The organism is Methanobrevibacter sp. (assembly GCF_045541095.1).
GTDB lineage: Archaea > Methanobacteriota > Methanobacteria > Methanobacteriales > Methanobacteriaceae > Methanocatella.
In genome coordinates this window covers 1-14270 of sequence record NZ_JAZQIJ010000191.1, presented here as the reverse complement: position 1 = coordinate 14270, position 14270 = coordinate 1, and the positions used below count along the sequence as shown (strand labels likewise).

The 14270-nt window shown below is 34.0% G+C and carries 17 protein-coding genes and 1 pseudogene; 12 read left to right on the top strand and 6 right to left on the bottom strand.

Annotated features, from left to right (window positions below):
- Positions 1 to 78: 78 nt before the first annotated feature.
- A complete protein-coding gene (locus ACKI2P_RS07955; protein ID WP_407376616.1) occupies positions 79 to 471 on the top strand; it encodes a winged helix-turn-helix transcriptional regulator in 393 nt (130 codons plus the stop codon).
- Here ACKI2P_RS07955 and ACKI2P_RS07950 read toward each other — a convergent pair.
- Together ACKI2P_RS07950 and ACKI2P_RS07945 are read right to left on the bottom strand one after the other, a co-directional pair.
- Positions 466 to 705 (bottom strand): hypothetical protein, encoded by a 240-nt coding sequence (locus tag ACKI2P_RS07950; RefSeq protein WP_407376614.1) that lies wholly within the window; start codon positions 703 to 705, stop codon positions 466 to 468. The two genes, ACKI2P_RS07955 and ACKI2P_RS07950, sit on opposite strands and share 6 nt — an antisense overlap.
- Positions 698 to 1813: an aldo/keto reductase gene (locus ACKI2P_RS07945; protein WP_407376612.1), complete on the bottom strand. Its 1116-nt coding sequence runs from the start codon at positions 1811 to 1813 to the stop codon at positions 698 to 700. The genes ACKI2P_RS07950 and ACKI2P_RS07945 overlap by 8 nt, the downstream gene beginning before the upstream one ends.
- 147 nt (positions 1814 to 1960) lie before the next feature.
- Between ACKI2P_RS07945 and ACKI2P_RS07940 the strand changes: the two genes are divergently transcribed.
- From ACKI2P_RS07940 to ACKI2P_RS07930, 3 genes are all read left to right on the top strand, one after another.
- Entirely contained in the window at positions 1961 to 2479 is a 519-nt protein-coding gene (locus ACKI2P_RS07940) for a flavodoxin family protein (protein WP_407376610.1), read from the top strand.
- 24 nt (positions 2480 to 2503) lie between these two features.
- A complete protein-coding gene (locus ACKI2P_RS07935) occupies positions 2504 to 3079 on the top strand; it encodes a TMEM175 family protein (protein ID WP_407376608.1) in 576 nt (191 codons plus the stop codon).
- Positions 3080 to 3208: 129 nt separating this feature from the next.
- A complete protein-coding gene (locus tag ACKI2P_RS07930; protein ID WP_407376606.1) occupies positions 3209 to 3745 on the top strand; it encodes a flavodoxin family protein in 537 nt (178 codons plus the stop codon).
- On the opposite strand, the gene ACKI2P_RS07925 is transcribed toward ACKI2P_RS07930, so the two are convergent.
- The 4 genes and pseudogenes from ACKI2P_RS07925 to ACKI2P_RS07910 form a co-directional block, all read right to left on the bottom strand.
- On the bottom strand, positions 3746 to 4396 hold the full coding sequence (locus tag ACKI2P_RS07925; RefSeq protein ID WP_407376604.1) for a hypothetical protein: 651 nt from the start codon (positions 4394 to 4396) through the stop codon (positions 3746 to 3748).
- Positions 4386 to 6376 (bottom strand): annotated as a pseudogene (locus tag ACKI2P_RS07920) (phage holin family protein). Before ACKI2P_RS07920 ends, ACKI2P_RS07925 begins: the two are co-directional and overlap by 11 nt.
- Positions 6377 to 6382: 6 nt before the next feature.
- Positions 6383 to 6907, bottom strand: coding sequence for a TIGR00730 family Rossman fold protein (locus ACKI2P_RS07915; RefSeq protein WP_407376602.1), 525 nt, complete (start codon positions 6905 to 6907; stop codon positions 6383 to 6385).
- A 9-nt stretch (positions 6908 to 6916) separates the two neighbouring features.
- On the bottom strand, positions 6917 to 7468 hold the full coding sequence (locus tag ACKI2P_RS07910) for a DUF2115 domain-containing protein (protein ID WP_407376600.1): 552 nt from the start codon (positions 7466 to 7468) through the stop codon (positions 6917 to 6919).
- Positions 7469 to 7542: 74 nt separating this feature from the next.
- Here ACKI2P_RS07910 and ACKI2P_RS07905 point away from each other — a divergent pair, with 74 nt between their 5' ends.
- The 8 genes from ACKI2P_RS07905 (at position 7543) to ACKI2P_RS07870 (ending at position 14258) form a co-directional block, all read left to right on the top strand.
- A complete protein-coding gene (locus tag ACKI2P_RS07905; RefSeq protein ID WP_407376598.1) occupies positions 7543 to 8187 on the top strand; it encodes a hypothetical protein in 645 nt (214 codons plus the stop codon).
- A 54-nt stretch (positions 8188 to 8241) separates the two neighbouring features.
- Positions 8242 to 8709: a hypothetical protein gene (locus tag ACKI2P_RS07900; protein WP_407376596.1), complete on the top strand. Its 468-nt coding sequence runs from the start codon at positions 8242 to 8244 to the stop codon at positions 8707 to 8709.
- A gap of 118 nt (positions 8710 to 8827) precedes the next feature.
- On the top strand, positions 8828 to 9283 hold the full coding sequence (gene nikR, locus ACKI2P_RS07895) for a nickel-responsive transcriptional regulator NikR (RefSeq protein WP_407376594.1): 456 nt from the start codon (positions 8828 to 8830) through the stop codon (positions 9281 to 9283).
- A 20-nt stretch (positions 9284 to 9303) separates the two neighbouring features.
- Positions 9304 to 10071, top strand: a complete 768-nt coding sequence (locus ACKI2P_RS07890) for a methyltransferase domain-containing protein (protein WP_407376592.1) — start codon at positions 9304 to 9306, stop codon at positions 10069 to 10071.
- 68 nt (positions 10072 to 10139) lie between these two features.
- Positions 10140 to 10565 carry a hydrogenase maturation peptidase HycI gene (gene hycI / locus ACKI2P_RS07885; RefSeq protein ID WP_407376620.1) on the top strand — a complete coding sequence of 142 codons (426 nt, stop codon included), beginning with the start codon at positions 10140 to 10142 and terminating at the stop codon, positions 10563 to 10565.
- Positions 10562 to 11656, top strand: a complete 1095-nt coding sequence (locus tag ACKI2P_RS07880) for an acetyl-CoA carboxylase biotin carboxylase subunit family protein (RefSeq protein ID WP_407376590.1) — start codon at positions 10562 to 10564, stop codon at positions 11654 to 11656. Before hycI ends, ACKI2P_RS07880 begins: the two co-directional genes overlap by 4 nt.
- Positions 11657 to 11735: 79 nt before the next feature.
- Positions 11736 to 12806 (top strand): glycosyltransferase family 4 protein, encoded by a 1071-nt coding sequence (locus ACKI2P_RS07875; RefSeq protein WP_407376618.1) that lies wholly within the window; start codon positions 11736 to 11738, stop codon positions 12804 to 12806.
- 21 nt (positions 12807 to 12827) lie between these two features.
- Complete coding sequence (locus ACKI2P_RS07870) at positions 12828 to 14258, top strand: Mur ligase family protein (RefSeq protein WP_407376588.1); 1431 nt, start codon at positions 12828 to 12830, stop codon at positions 14256 to 14258.
- Positions 14259 to 14270: the final 12 nt, after the last annotated feature.

Genomic DNA, 14270 nt, shown 5'->3' with positions numbered 1-14270 from the left:
AGTAATTTTAAACTTATTGGTTAGTTTAAACTTACTTAATGGATATAATTATATAAGACTTATAACAAAGTAAGATTGATGAATGACAATGTAATTTATAATTCAGATGCATGCCCAATAAATAGTGTAAACGATTTGCTTAGCAGAAAATGGATTTTTGGAATTATGAAAGATTTGTTTGCTGGTAAAAAACATTTTAATGAGTTTAAACAGGATAAACCGGACTTGAGCAATGTTGTTTTATCAGACAATCTTAAATATCTTGAAAATAATGGATTAATATCTAAAAAGATAATTGAAGATGATGCCAAGAGAAACACTGAGTATTATCTTACTGAAAAAGGAAAACAAATGAATAAGATATTGTATGAGATGGTTGTTTTTGGTTTGTATGTTTTGGAGGAGGATGTAAGGTCTGATGATTATAAAGAAGAAATAAAAAAAGGTTATGAGGAAATTCTTGATTTATAAGTATTCTCTTTTAAGAGATATGTCAAGAATTTCTGGAGAGATTTCTTTTAGTTTTTTCTCAAAACCTTCAATGAGCTTGTTTTTATCCTTAAAGTTGCCGCTTACACGAGCAACGTTGTTTTGATGATGTCCGAAGAAATAAACATAGCTTGGCACATCAAGATTTTTAATCAATTCTATTTCTTCATTGATTACTTCCCTTTCGGTCAGTTGTATGAATTCTCTTTTAGACATTTTCGAAAAGATTTGCAACATCCTTTAAAAGCTCGGGAATATCAAGTTTTTGTGTACAAAAGTCAATGCATGTTCCACATTGGGTACATGCTGATGCTGGTGCATTTGCTGCGGTTATAGTTCCGTAATTTCCGTAGTTTGCCTGAAGGGAATGCAGTTTTTCACCATTGTATAAATTAAATAAATCAGGGATAGGAATTCCCATTTCACATTCTTTCACGCAGTATCCGCAATAGCTGCAGTCAATTGCCAGAGTCTTTTTGATTTCGCGCGCCATTTTCATCAGAAACCTGTAATCGTCATGTGTAATTTCTTCAAAGTCTTTAAATGTTTCGCAGTTTTCTTTCATCTGTTCAAGTGAACTCATTCCGCTCAATACAACTGATATGTTTTCATGTGAAGCGGCAAATCTTAATGACCAATCTACTATTGACTTGTCTGAATAATCTTTAAATGCTTTTTTTACATTATCGCTTACGTTTACAAGGCTTCCGCCTTTCACAGGTTCCATTACAATCACTTCAACACCGTATTTGACACATACTTCATGACATTTTTTGGATTGTACTCTTCCATCCAGCCAGTCCATGAAATTAATCTGCAATTGAACAACGTCTATGATGTCTGAATATTTATCAAGAACCTCATCCAGTAAATCTGCTTTGTCGTGATAGCTTATTCCGACTTTTAATGCTTTACCTTCATCTTTTGCTTTTTTGATATATTCGAAACTGTTTGCACTTTCAGCTAGATTGATGAATGAGGCATTTATGTTGTGAATTAATAAAACATCAAAATACTCGATTCCAAGCCTTTCAAGCATTACATCAACTAGTCTTTCGTTGTCTTTCTCATGTGTAAGAAGCCATGTAGGTATCTTATCAGCAATCCTGTATGATTCTCTAGGATATCGTTCGACTAATGTTTTTTTAAGTACGTCTTCGGATGTTTCCCCATGATATGCATATGATGTATCAAAGTAGTCAAAGCCATGTTCCATGTAATAGTCAACCATCTGTTGTGTTTCTTCCATTTTTACTGATGCAGGATTGTTTGCATCAGTTTGAGGAAGTCTCATAGCTCCAAAACCTAAAATTGTATTTTCCATGATTTTACCTCAAATATATTTAGGAGGTTTAACATATATAAAAATGTTGCATGCGTAAACATTTTTTTTTTAAAAAATTGTATTTACTATGTATTATAAAAAGTACATTTAAGATATGCTGAAGGTGAAAAAATAGATATTGTCGCATTGATGGGTTCGCCAAGAAAACATGCAAATACTGACATGTTGCTTGATGAAATGATTAAAGGGGCAGAAGAAAAAGGTCATAATGTTGTTAAATATTGTATTGGTGATTTGGATGTTCATCCTTGTCGTGGATGTGGAGTATGCATGCAGGGAAAGGATTGTGTCTTTAAAGACGATGGTTTGAAAGTAACACATGAAATTGCTAATGCTGAGGGTCTGATCGTGTCAACACCAATATATTTTGGGCAGATGACTGGAGACTTGAAGGTTTTACTTGACAGATTATATGGGATAACTCACAATCCGTTAATTCCATTATCTGGCAAAGTGGCATTGATATTCACTCATCTGGGTCCTGAAGGATATTATGATTCATACATTGAGCTTACAAAAATTCAGCCATTCCATATGAATATGCATTATCAGATTTTGGATGTATTGGATGTTGGAAATCTGGGTGATGTGAGAAACCAGCCGAACAAATTAATCGAAGCATATGAAATAGGAAAAAAATTTTAATAATTTTTAAAACTTAATGATATTATGGATAATAAAATTTACTTTTCTTCAAGTCGTTTGGAAGCATTTTATGATGCAATTATTGCAATCATTGTAACTGTTTTGGTTTTATCTTTGCCTCAACCGTCTGAAGCGTCACTATCTGCACTTGGGGCATTGAAAGGTAACTATTTCGCTTATCTGATAAGTTTTTTAATATGTACTAATCTGTGGCAGTACCATCATTTGATATATAATCATGTTGAGAAAATTGATATGGTAATTATATGGCAGAACATTGCATTATTGTTTGTTGTTTCATTGATTCCATATTTGACAATTTTTGTTGCTGAAAACCAATTTTCACTTCTTGCTCAAGTGTTATATGGTTTAGATTTTATTTTAATTAATATGATACATTTTTTCATGGCAAGAACTTTGATTAGGATAAATCCTGAAGATAAAAATCTATTAAATGCATTAAATATCAGAAATGGTATGATTATTCCTTTAATTCTATTTGTTGTTGGTTTGGTAATTGCATTTTTAGGTTATCCTGTTGCAATTAGTTTTTGTTGTTTAATTACAATTGTTCGATCAATTGTTTATTCTTTGAAATGATTTTTTAATGTGCTTTGTGAAAAACGATATTCTGTTGGTTTGTATTTCATATTATGGAAATGGGATATGAAATTTTTTGAGCTAAACTGTCCATTAAATACTAAATGAAATAATAAGAGCGGTTTTAATATGAAAATATTGATATTAAAGGGAAGTCCGAACAGGAAAGGTTCATCAAATATGCTTGCAGAAAATTTCATGAGGGGAGCTCGTGAAGCTGGCCCTATAGTTGATGAAATAGATGCAGCACATGCAGACCTTTCCCCATGCATAGGATGTGTGCATTGCGGATATGAGGGGGAATGTGTTTTAAGTGATGATATGGATGATTTCAGGGAAAAGATTCTTGGCTCTGACATGATTGTTTTTGTAACTCCTCTGTATTACTATGGAATGTCAGCTCAGCTCAAGATTCTTATTGACAGGTTTTGCTCAAGGAACTTTTCCATACAGCAAAAACACTTAAAATCAGCTTTATTGACAGTTGCATATAATTCAGATGATTGGACATTTGATTCATTAGAATCACACTATGATACCTTGATAAGATATCTTAACCTGAATGATATGGGCAGGGTTTTAGGTTATGGCTGCGGAACACCTTCAATGACAGAGTTTTCAAGATATCCCGATGAGGCCTATAAATTGGGTAAAAGTTTGAAGTAATTATTCTTTTAAGATGACTGTGCGGTCAATCATTTCAATCAATAATTTATTGATGGGATTTTTAAACGATAAGGGATGTTCTTTTGGATAATCGGTACTGAACGGGAGCACTCTGAAACTGGACATGCACTGATCTGTTGATCTTAGTGCAAAATATGCTTTATAATCGCCATCAATAATATTAATCATTAAACCAACGTCTTCTGTTCGTTCATGACCTGATATTCCTTCTTCTGCATAAACTTTGAATTTTTTAACCGCATCTGCTGAAATTAGCACATGTTCTTCCATATACTCGTATTCATCATCTTCCAAATCGTAATCGTCATATTCAATAATTTCATCACATTGTGAATCTGGAACAATCATATTATGTGTGGTATAGGCAAGGGAAATGTAGATTCCGTCAAGATCAAGAGCTTTTGATATGATGTCAAAATACAAGTTGTCCAGGGGTTGTGATTTGTACATGTTGCCCAGAATTTCCGGAACGGTATGTGTCAGACCGCCCTCTTCAATGACTGTGCAGTAAAAGTGTTCCTCTCCAAGATAGCCTGCGGTTGCCGCCTTCTCGATTGTTTTTTTGATGTCGATATTTCCGGCATTTTCTATTTTTTGGGCGATTTTTAAGACTTTCTGGTCAGTTATCATCGTTATTTTCTCCTTTAATTCTCTTTAAGTTTCCTTTCAATACTTTATAGATATTTTCAGCACCAACGATTTCTTCTTCTGGAACTTCCCAGTCTGAAGGGTATAATATAAACGGCTTTGACTGACTTCCTCCAACTCCTCCGTGGTTTCCAATCAGTTCCTCAAATGCACATACCTCATCTTTTTCGCTGTCATAGAAACTGTTTACCAGAATGTCTAGAGTGTATTTGAAGGAAATGTTTCTTCTGAGGTGTTTTGCAACATTGTCTCCAAATCCTTCAAGAGGATTTTCACCTTCAAACTCATCGCTGTCCAGATAGTATTTTCCGTTTTTTCCAAGAACGATGTTTCCTTCTTCGGAAGATTTCATTACCATAAATCCGATGTATTCATTTTTCAAAATTCCAGGAATCAGTTCAGGGAAAAATCTGTCAATTTCCTCATAGGTTAATCTGTGAGTCCACTGTGTGAAATAAATCAGCGCAAGATTACCTGATGCGAGAATTACAACTTCAGAATCACCTAATTCCTCTTCTTCATCTTTTGGAGTTCTGTTCTGAAGTTTTTCAATCTGTTCGGAAAATGGAATGTATGATTCGGCAAAGTGGTCTTCGTTTGAAGACATTTTCGCAAACATTGAAATGTCTTGCGGAAGCAGTGATTTCACAAACTCCTCAAAAGATTGCCCATATCTCTGTGGAATGTGGCTCCGTTACTTTGACCATGGTCGGACTGGATTACGAACTGATATTCTCTTGATGTATATTGTGTGGCTCCAATCAGAAATGCAATATGCCTGTCCATTTCCTTGAGGGCATACCAGGAATCGTTGTCTCTAACTCCTGAGTGATGGGCTATTTCATCATATCCGAGATAGGTGGAATATGCGACATCGATATCACTGACCAGTATGTCTCCAATAAGGGTTCCTGTGTTTATTTCCCTCATGTATACGTTGGTTCCTGCACGCAGGCCGATGTATTTTATTCCTCTTTTGATTCTTGGCTGTATGTCAAAGATTCTATGTTTTATTTGTGAAATTATTTCCCTAATTCCTTCTCCCATGATTAATATTAGGATACGGGCGAAATTACCTGGATTTGAGTATATGGAAAACCATGATTTATTGTATAATTTATTAAATTCAGATATTTTACTGAATGTGAAAATCACATTATCAGTATCTCCTGAAAACAGATTGGATCTGCTGGCTCCATTATCTGCCAACAAACCGTTTCCATCGGAAATTCTTTCTTCAAGAATCTTTACAGGTTCAATTCCGGAACATTGCATCATCAGATTGTCATTTTCTTTTTCAATCCATCTAAATGCAGAAATGTCTTCATTATTTCCATGAAGGATTCCTGCCTGGCTTGCTCCGGTTTGTGAGGATAAATCTGTTTCCCATCTTTTTAGTTTGTGGCTTTCATTGTCAATCAGTGATTTGACTGTTGGCATATAACCCTTTTCAATGGCCTCAACCAGAATGTCATGGGCAAGACCGTCGATTTCAACGATTATAACTCCCGGATAGCTTTTGACCTCTTTTTTTCTTTCCCGCTTTGCATCACGTATTACGCTTCTATAATATGAACTGTAGTCATTTACTGTAAGAATTGAACAGAGCAGGGTTGTCCACAGTGCCATTGACATGGGCACTAAAAAGACAGCTAGTCCTGAAATTTGTATGTCAAACAGCGGTGCTAAATATATAAGCAGTATTCCATTCAAAAGCAAGGTTCCAAGGCCGAATGTCAATACTAAAAACGGCATTAGAAATCTTGTTAAAATAGGCCATAAAACAGCATTTATTAAACTTATTGCCAAAACAAGCAGCATAATGTCATCAAGATAGTCAGCTTCAACGCCCAATCCGAAAACAGCAAGTATGGTTATTCCTATCACGTTTCCTATAAATACAATCAGGCTTCTTTTAATTGACCTTCCAGGTTTTTTGTCGTAGTTTTTAACAGTGTCCATATTTATCTATAAATATTCAAAAATTTCATCAAGGGTATTACAAACCTTAAATAGTTCTTCTTGCTTGTATAAAAATCCCTTTTCATTCATCTCATCAATCATTTCAATCATCTTATTGAAAAAATGGTCAATGTTTAATACAACAATTTTTTTATCATGTTGCTTAAGTTTTTTAAGGGTTATTATTTCAAAGAATTCATCCAGTGTTCCAATTCCTCCTGGAGAAATTATAAATGCATCTGATTGGTTTAAAAATTCGTTTTTTCTCTCATCCATCGAATCGACATAGATAAAGTCACTGCATGATTCGCATAGCGGTTCAAAATTTCCAATCCATTCGGGAGCTATTCCGAGTGATTTGCCTCCATTGTCATGAACTCCTCTTGCACAGGCTCCCATCATTCCGGTGTCTCCTCCACCAAAAACGAGAGTATGGTCTAATTCAGCTATTCTGCAGCCGAGTTTGTATGCTTCATCAGTATAGACTTTGTCAATATTTTCGCTTCCTGATCCGTATAAGCAAATATTCATTTAATCATCTCAGATATTGGGGGTTTGTTCTGCAAGGCATAAATGGCAAATCGCATTGACATTGTCCTTCTGGTTATCTTTTACAGGGCAGAAAAATGTCCCGTTTTTTTCCTCCACTTTTAAACTTCCTGGAAACTCGCTTCCGACAGGATGAATAGGTTCTTCCAGTATGAATGTTGTATATAATGCTGTTATTACATAAATCAGAGGGAATTTGTCATCTTCTGCATCTTCAAGCCTTTCCTTTTCAAAGGTTCTCTCAAGCATAGGAAATGATTTATCAAAGGAAGCCTTATCAATAGTGGAGGTCATATCATCATTATTGTCCGCAACTTCCTTCATTCTCATGATGAAATACTTTATGTAGACTTTCAGATATTTTTCACGATAATTGGCATGAACGTATTCCCCGTCTTTTCTCATGCGTATTGAAGCCATCATCAAATCTTGTACAGAGATTATCCGAGCATATTTTTTAAGAATTATCATCAATTCATTTTTTGTTATGCTGTCCTTTGGGGATAACTCTTTAAGTTCGATTAATATGTCTTCACTATCCATGGTTTTTATTATCATTTTAATAAATAAATACTTTTATTATTGTAAAATTCTAAATTATTATTAGGTAGATTAATATGGTTGAAGAGTTCATGGAAATATCAAAAGAAGATATAGAAAATGTTGAAAATGCTTTAAAAGTCAATTCCGATTACAAACTGAAAAACACTAAATTTGATATAAGCACCTTTGAAAAAGGCAAGGATATTATTCTTATTCAATATGTTGCAAATGTAGAAAATGAGCTGGTTTTCAAAACAAAATGCGAAAACGGCAAATACTATATTTCAAATACTTTTGATTTGTTTATGGATACCATAATCACTGGAAATGTTTCAAGGGATGTTTTCCAGTCAGTCTATCAGTATTTCCATGAAGTTGTTGCAGATGATGAAAATGATTTTTTAGATGAAAAAGAGGAACTGATTAACTTTTTGGTTTTAACAGAGGAATATGACAGAGAGCAGCTTGAAATCGATTTGGATCCGACTAAAATTCGTGAAGACTACAAAAGTGATCATGACAGGATTTACGGTGATGATTCACTAAACAGGGTCCAGAAAAGTTTGGCTCTAAAGGAATTGCTGCACATGTCAATCTGCCAGGTTGTAAACGACTTGGAGTTGTTTTTCACAAGGCCATACGACTTAACTCCTGAAGAAAATGCGGAAAAAAACAGGCAGGAGGCTAAGGCTTTGGAAAATGAATTGCAGTTATCGTAAGTATTAAGTAATATAATTTATTAAAATGTTATTATAAATTTACTAAATGATTATATGATTACCATTACTAAAAACGAAGAGATTGTATTGAATCAGGTTAAGATATTTGAAGTTGAATATCCTGATGGGGTTCCTATCGGCGTTTTGAGAAAGGATTTGGGATTCCATGAATATGACCTTGTTCAGATTTTAGAGGAGCTCAATGCCAAAAATGTGGTTGTTTTTAAAGACAATAAGGTTAATTTATCTGAAGTGGAAAGGGAATTCAACACAGTTAATTCCAAAAAGGACCTTGAGGAGTTGGAATTAAACATGAAGGAAAAAGAATCCTTTAAATTAATCCAGCAGTTGGTGGATGAAAAAAATCTTGTTTCAAAATATACTCTTGAAGGCCATTTGTTGTATGGTGATTTAAAACTCTCTAATTTTAGAATGTACCATATTATTTTGTCCTTACAGAATAAAGGGCTCTTAAAAGAGATTAATAAGGATGACGGACAATACTATCTTTTGGTTGATTAATATTTTTTCTTAAAATCTTAATATAAAAGTAATATTTTTTTTCAATTTAATCATAAAATTTATATATGTCAGTCAATATAATAATATTATAATTAATTTTATATTGATGTGTTTTTTTATGATGAGTATAAGTATGTCACTACCAAAAAAATTATTGGCAGATTTTGATGAAGTGTTAAAACAAAGGGGATACCAATCACGTTCAAAGGGGATTCGTGATGCTCTTCAGGATTACATCGTAAGATATCAATGGATGAATTCAATGGAAGGTCAAAGGATTGGTATAGTTACTATTATTTACGATCATCATTATACTGGAGTTATGGAAAATTTGGCTGAAATTCAACACAGTTTCAGAAATGAGATAAATACAAGCATGCATATACACATGACAGACAAGTATTGTATGGAAATTGTTGTTGTAAATGGAGATATAGCAGAAATTCGTGATTTGACCGAAAGGATAATGAGACTTAAAGGTGTTGAACACGTAAAACTTACAAGTACTGCTAATGGTGAAGAATTCAGTGAACCTGGTCATTCCCACAACGGTTTACACAATCACCACCATTAATTTTTTTATTTTATTTTTTTATGAAATTTAAAGCCACTCCTTATCATTTGGATTTATTAAATGATTTGGATAGACTGTCCGTGTTTTTTGAAGCCATTGGTGAATATGATGGAAACTGCGATTTGGCTTATGATTTAGGTTGCGGCAGCGGTATCTTATCTTATTTTTTAAATGATTATTTTAAAGAAATCATTTCTATCGAATCACAAAAAGACACATTTGGATGTGCCAAAGAAAACCTGTCTTGTTTTGATAATATTGAGGTTGTAAACAGTGATGTTTTAAACTACAAGTTTGATAAAAAAGCCGATTTGATTGTTTGTGAAATGATGGACACTGCTTTAATCGATGAAGAGGAAGTTCCGGTTTTAAATCATGCTAAAAAATATCTAAAAGAGGACGGTAAAATAATCCCTCAGGGAGTTATTAATTCTGCCGAGCTTGTTAATATGGAAAGGGAGTATATTCACTGGGATGAAAACGCCAAATATGAGGAATATTCCAAACCTGTGATTTATTCCACCATAAACTTTTTGGATGAGATAAATCCTGATTTTGAAGGGGTTATAAATTTCAAAATCATCAATGATGGAATTATCAATGGATTAAAGATTACAACATTCACCAAACTTAATGACAATATTATTTGCGGACCCACACCGATGCTGAACCCTCCTTTATTGGTTCCTGTAGAAGAGACTTCAGTGAAAAGAAATGATTTTATAAATGTTAAAATCAAATATATTATGGGAAATGGAATCGAAAGTATTGAAACATCCATTTTATGAATGGTGAAATTATGTTGTTTGAAAATCAATTAACTAGTTTTTTGGAAGGTTTTGAAAAGCTGATTGTATTGGGTGTTGGCAATGAGCTTAAATGCGATGACGGCGTTGGACCTTATATAATTCGCAGATTAAAAGGCGAAATTATTGAAAATGAAAACTTGCTGTTCATTGATGGTCAAACCGTTCCGGAAAATTTCACAGGCAAAATTCGCAAAGAGAAACCTACTCATTTAATCATTGTCGACGCGTGTTTGATGGACAGCAATCCGGGAGACATTAAAATTGTTGATAAGGACGATTTTGTAAATATAGGGATTTCAACTCATTCGATGTCCTTGTCCTTTTTTGTTAAGTATTTGGAAAAGGATACAGATTTTAAAATCATTTTTGTTGGAATAGAACCAAAATCGATGGATTATAAAGATAGGCCAACAGAAGAAATTGCAATGGCTGCTAATGAATTTGTAAAAATATTAAAAGGGATTATAGCATGAAGATTTTATTTATAGGTTCAAGATTATACGATGATATTGACTGGTATGTGAGAGAAAAAGGCATAGAAAGCGTACTGACAGAGTCTAATGAAGAAGCAATAAATCTGGATTTGCCCGATCAGGTGTTTATCGTGCCTAGAGGTATGGATGGTCCAAAACAGGTTGCATTAATGCAGCATGTAGATGCAATCGTACCGCTAATTGGAATTGACCCTCCGCTGATTGATGTAGCATACATGAAGGAGGAAATTGAAAGAGAATACGATATTCCTGTTGTTGCCGCAAATGTAAAAGCGGTTGAGCTGACATCCAATAAAATCAACACCAAAAAATTTTATAATGAAATCGGTGTTGTCACTCCCCAATATCAAATTTTAAACAGTCCTGATGAGTTGGCTATTGATTTTCCTGTTGTTTTAAAGCAGGGTGAAGGTCAGGGCGGAAAGGATATTATGGTTGCCAAATCAATGGAAGATGTCGAATCATACTTTGATGAGTTTGATCAGGCTTTATGTGAAGAGTTCATTGAAGGATCTGAAATTTCAATAGAGGTTTTAGGATTCAAGGGTGAATATGTTGCTTTGCCTCCAATATATAAGGGTGAAACCACTATTGAGGGCACACATCCATTAAACAAAGTTAAAACAGGCCCTTGCATGGTTGAAGGTTTGGATAACAATCTTGTTCAGCATGTTGCTTATCAGGTTGCAAGGAATTTGGGTTCTGACGGAATATTTGAAATGGATTTCATGTACTCCGCTAAAAGAGATCAGCTATATGCTATTGAGGTAAATACCCGTCCTAATGGTACAAGATATCTCACAACCGCTACCTGTGGCGTTAACTCATTATGTGAACTTGTTAATATGGCAATCGGTGAATTTAGTTTAGCGGACATTTCAGATAAATTGGAATATTATTATTCTACTGAAATTCCGATTGGGGATTATGAAGGTCCTCAGCCAAACGAGCCGGTCAAATCATTTGAAGTTAACGATTTTGTGGTCCATGGTCCTAAAGGTTATCAAAGAGTCACTGCAAGAGCCAATTCAAAAGAGGAGTTAGAAAGTTTGGTTGACAAATTGACTTAAAATTTGAATTATAAGTTATAATTAAATACTACTATTAACATATATTAAGTTAATCTAAGAGTTGAATTGTGTGGTAATGATGTTTAATACAGATTTGTTAATTCTTTTTTTAATAACATTATGTGCTTCAATATTCTTTACATGGTATGTTAAAAGGATATTGCTTAAAGCAAGGATTACTGATAATCCTATAGTAAGTGAACATAGACATAAGGCTGGAACTCCTACAATGGGTGGAATTGCATTTTTATTTACAATTTCTATAATTTTTGCATTATATTATCAGGAAACTCCTATTCTAATAGTTTTATATATGATGCTTGCAGGAGGTATTGTAGGATTAGTGGATGATTTAATCGGCCTTAAAATCAAAGAAGTTCAAAAAGTTGTTGTTAACATTTCTAATGAAATAATCACTCTTGGAAGATTGGATGTTCAACCTCAGGAGGAAGTGCGTGTAGCAACTCCAAAGGCAAAATCAGAAGTAGATACTTTGCTTGATGAGGGTAAAGTAAAAGTCGTCGGCGAAGTTCCAATCAAAACCGAACCGGGTGAACTTGAAAAAATTATCTGTCAAATTGTATTAGGATTATGTTTGGGATTAACTGGTTCCGTTCTTTCTTTAGGCGGATTCGAGTTAGGAATTTTATCTATTCCTGTTGCTATAATAGGTGTTTTAGGTTCAATCAATTCAGTTAATTTAATTGATGGTATGGACGGTCTTGCGGCAGGTATTGTTGCAATAGCTTCATTTGCTTGCTGTATTTATGGATACTTATTTGGTCAGCCTGATGTAATTCCGATATTTTTAATATTGACTGCATTATGTTTAGGATTTTTAGTATTTAACAAGTATCCCGCTTCAATATTTATGGGAGATACCGGTTCATTTGTTTTAGGTACAGGATATGCTGCGGCAGTGATGGTATGCGATATTCCTTACTTTGGTGTTTTGGCTTTGGGCGTGCCGATTATTTCAGTCGTTATAAGTTTACTTCACAGAGCACACATTATTAAGTTGCCTGTTGAACCGCTGCACCATACCTTAAATCATTATGGAATGTCAGAGGTAAAAATCATAGTTACTTACTGGGTATGGACAGCATTGTTGTGTGCAATAGGTATTCTAGCTAAAATGTACATATTTTAATTATTTTTTTCGGTGATATTTATGGAGATACAGGATTTGGCTAAATCTATTCAAGGACAATTAATAGGAAATGTGGATTTTTTTTCGATTGACGGATTCACAGGTAAATTTACTTTTTTAAATGATGCTCACACTGGTGATATTGTAATCAGACATTGGATTAACAGTAAAGGAATTGAAATGGCATTTCAGAAAAATATTGCCTGTTTAATTACTCAAACACCAAAGGATGGTGCTATTGAAACTGCTGAGAGGCTTAATTTCCCATTGATAGTTACTGATAAAATAGAGCTGGCCAATGCATTTGCACTTTCACACACAATTAAGAAGTATTCTCCAAATTCCACAAATGTTATAATTACCGGAACCAATGGAAAATCAACCACTTCACATTTAATTTATCATATATTAAAAACTTCAGGAGCACATGTTTTAACCAATACTGACAGTGAATCTGAATTCAACACTTTAATTGATCCTATGGTTTCCAAATTGATTTCCGATGAGGTCATAGCTAACGGTGAACTCGATTATCTTGTAATAGAAATATCTGAAGTTCAGGGATGGCTGGGAAATATCATGAAAAACCATGCGGCACTGATGAGTGAGGCGGCAAATCCTAAGGTTGGAGTCATAACCAATATTGCAATGGATCATATTGGCCTTGTAGAAACTATTGATGATGTGTTTGATGAGATTTCCGCTGTTCCAAAGGTAATTGGTGATGGAGTTTGTGTACTTAACCATGATGATGAACTGGTAATGAAGTTGGATGCTGCAAATCCGTTTTACACATCTATGAACGAGATAAATGAAAATGATTCAGTTTACTTTAACGGCAGTGAAATTATCTATCAGGACAAGGCTATTTTAACTGTTGATGATTTGCCGTTTAAAAGCGCTCACTTCATACAGAATATCCTGTCTGCTGTCGGAGCAACCATCTCTTTAGGAATAGATATTGATGTTATTGTAGAAGGAGTAAAGTCTTATAAAGCGTTAAACAGACGTTTTGCCAAAATCAATGATGAACCTTTAATTTATGATGATTTTGCACATAATCCTGATGGAATCAGGGCAACAATTTCCGAGACAAAAAAACTGCTCCCTCAAAATCAAACCTTATATGTGGTCTGTTCTATTAGAGGTTCAAGAGGGGTTGAAATCAACCAGTTAAATGTCGATGCCATTGTTGATTCAATGGACGATGATATTCAATTGATTTTATCTTCCAGTAATGATGTGGTTAACGATTTAAATTTTGTTGAAGATGAAGAACGGGAAGTATTTTTCAACACTTTAAATAAAAACAATGTTGATTTTATTCATTATGACAATCTAAAAGACTGCTTAACTGAAACTTATAATAAGGCAGATAAAAAAGATATTATTTTGTTAATTGGAGCTCAGGGAATGGATCCTGCAGAGTCCCTTTTAAATGATATTATATAAATTTAAATATCA

Coding starts and splice junctions, on each gene's coding strand:
- ACKI2P_RS07905 (WP_407376598.1), top strand. CDS start 7,543: ATGGTTGAAGAGTTCATGGAAATATCAAAAGAAGATATAGAAAATGTT.
- ACKI2P_RS07945 (WP_407376612.1), bottom strand. CDS start 1,813: ATGGAAAATACAATTTTAGGTTTTGGAGCTATGAGACTTCCTCAAACT.
- ACKI2P_RS07935 (WP_407376608.1), top strand. CDS start 2,504: ATGGATAATAAAATTTACTTTTCTTCAAGTCGTTTGGAAGCATTTTAT.
- ACKI2P_RS07925 (WP_407376604.1), bottom strand. CDS start 4,396: ATGATAACTGACCAGAAAGTCTTAAAAATCGCCCAAAAAATAGAAAAT.
- ACKI2P_RS07955 (WP_407376616.1), top strand. CDS start 79: ATGAATGACAATGTAATTTATAATTCAGATGCATGCCCAATAAATAGT.
- ACKI2P_RS07890 (WP_407376592.1), top strand. CDS start 9,304: ATGAAATTTAAAGCCACTCCTTATCATTTGGATTTATTAAATGATTTG.
- nikR (WP_407376594.1), top strand. CDS start 8,828: ATGATGAGTATAAGTATGTCACTACCAAAAAAATTATTGGCAGATTTT.
- ACKI2P_RS07880 (WP_407376590.1), top strand. CDS start 10,562: ATGAAGATTTTATTTATAGGTTCAAGATTATACGATGATATTGACTGG.
- ACKI2P_RS07870 (WP_407376588.1), top strand. CDS start 12,828: ATGGAGATACAGGATTTGGCTAAATCTATTCAAGGACAATTAATAGGA.
- ACKI2P_RS07875 (WP_407376618.1), top strand. CDS start 11,736: ATGTTTAATACAGATTTGTTAATTCTTTTTTTAATAACATTATGTGCT.
- ACKI2P_RS07900 (WP_407376596.1), top strand. CDS start 8,242: ATGATTACCATTACTAAAAACGAAGAGATTGTATTGAATCAGGTTAAG.
- ACKI2P_RS07950 (WP_407376614.1), bottom strand. CDS start 705: ATGTCTAAAAGAGAATTCATACAACTGACCGAAAGGGAAGTAATCAAT.
- ACKI2P_RS07915 (WP_407376602.1), bottom strand. CDS start 6,907: ATGAATATTTGCTTATACGGATCAGGAAGCGAAAATATTGACAAAGTC.
- ACKI2P_RS07910 (WP_407376600.1), bottom strand. CDS start 7,468: ATGGATAGTGAAGACATATTAATCGAACTTAAAGAGTTATCCCCAAAG.
- ACKI2P_RS07930 (WP_407376606.1), top strand. CDS start 3,209: ATGAAAATATTGATATTAAAGGGAAGTCCGAACAGGAAAGGTTCATCA.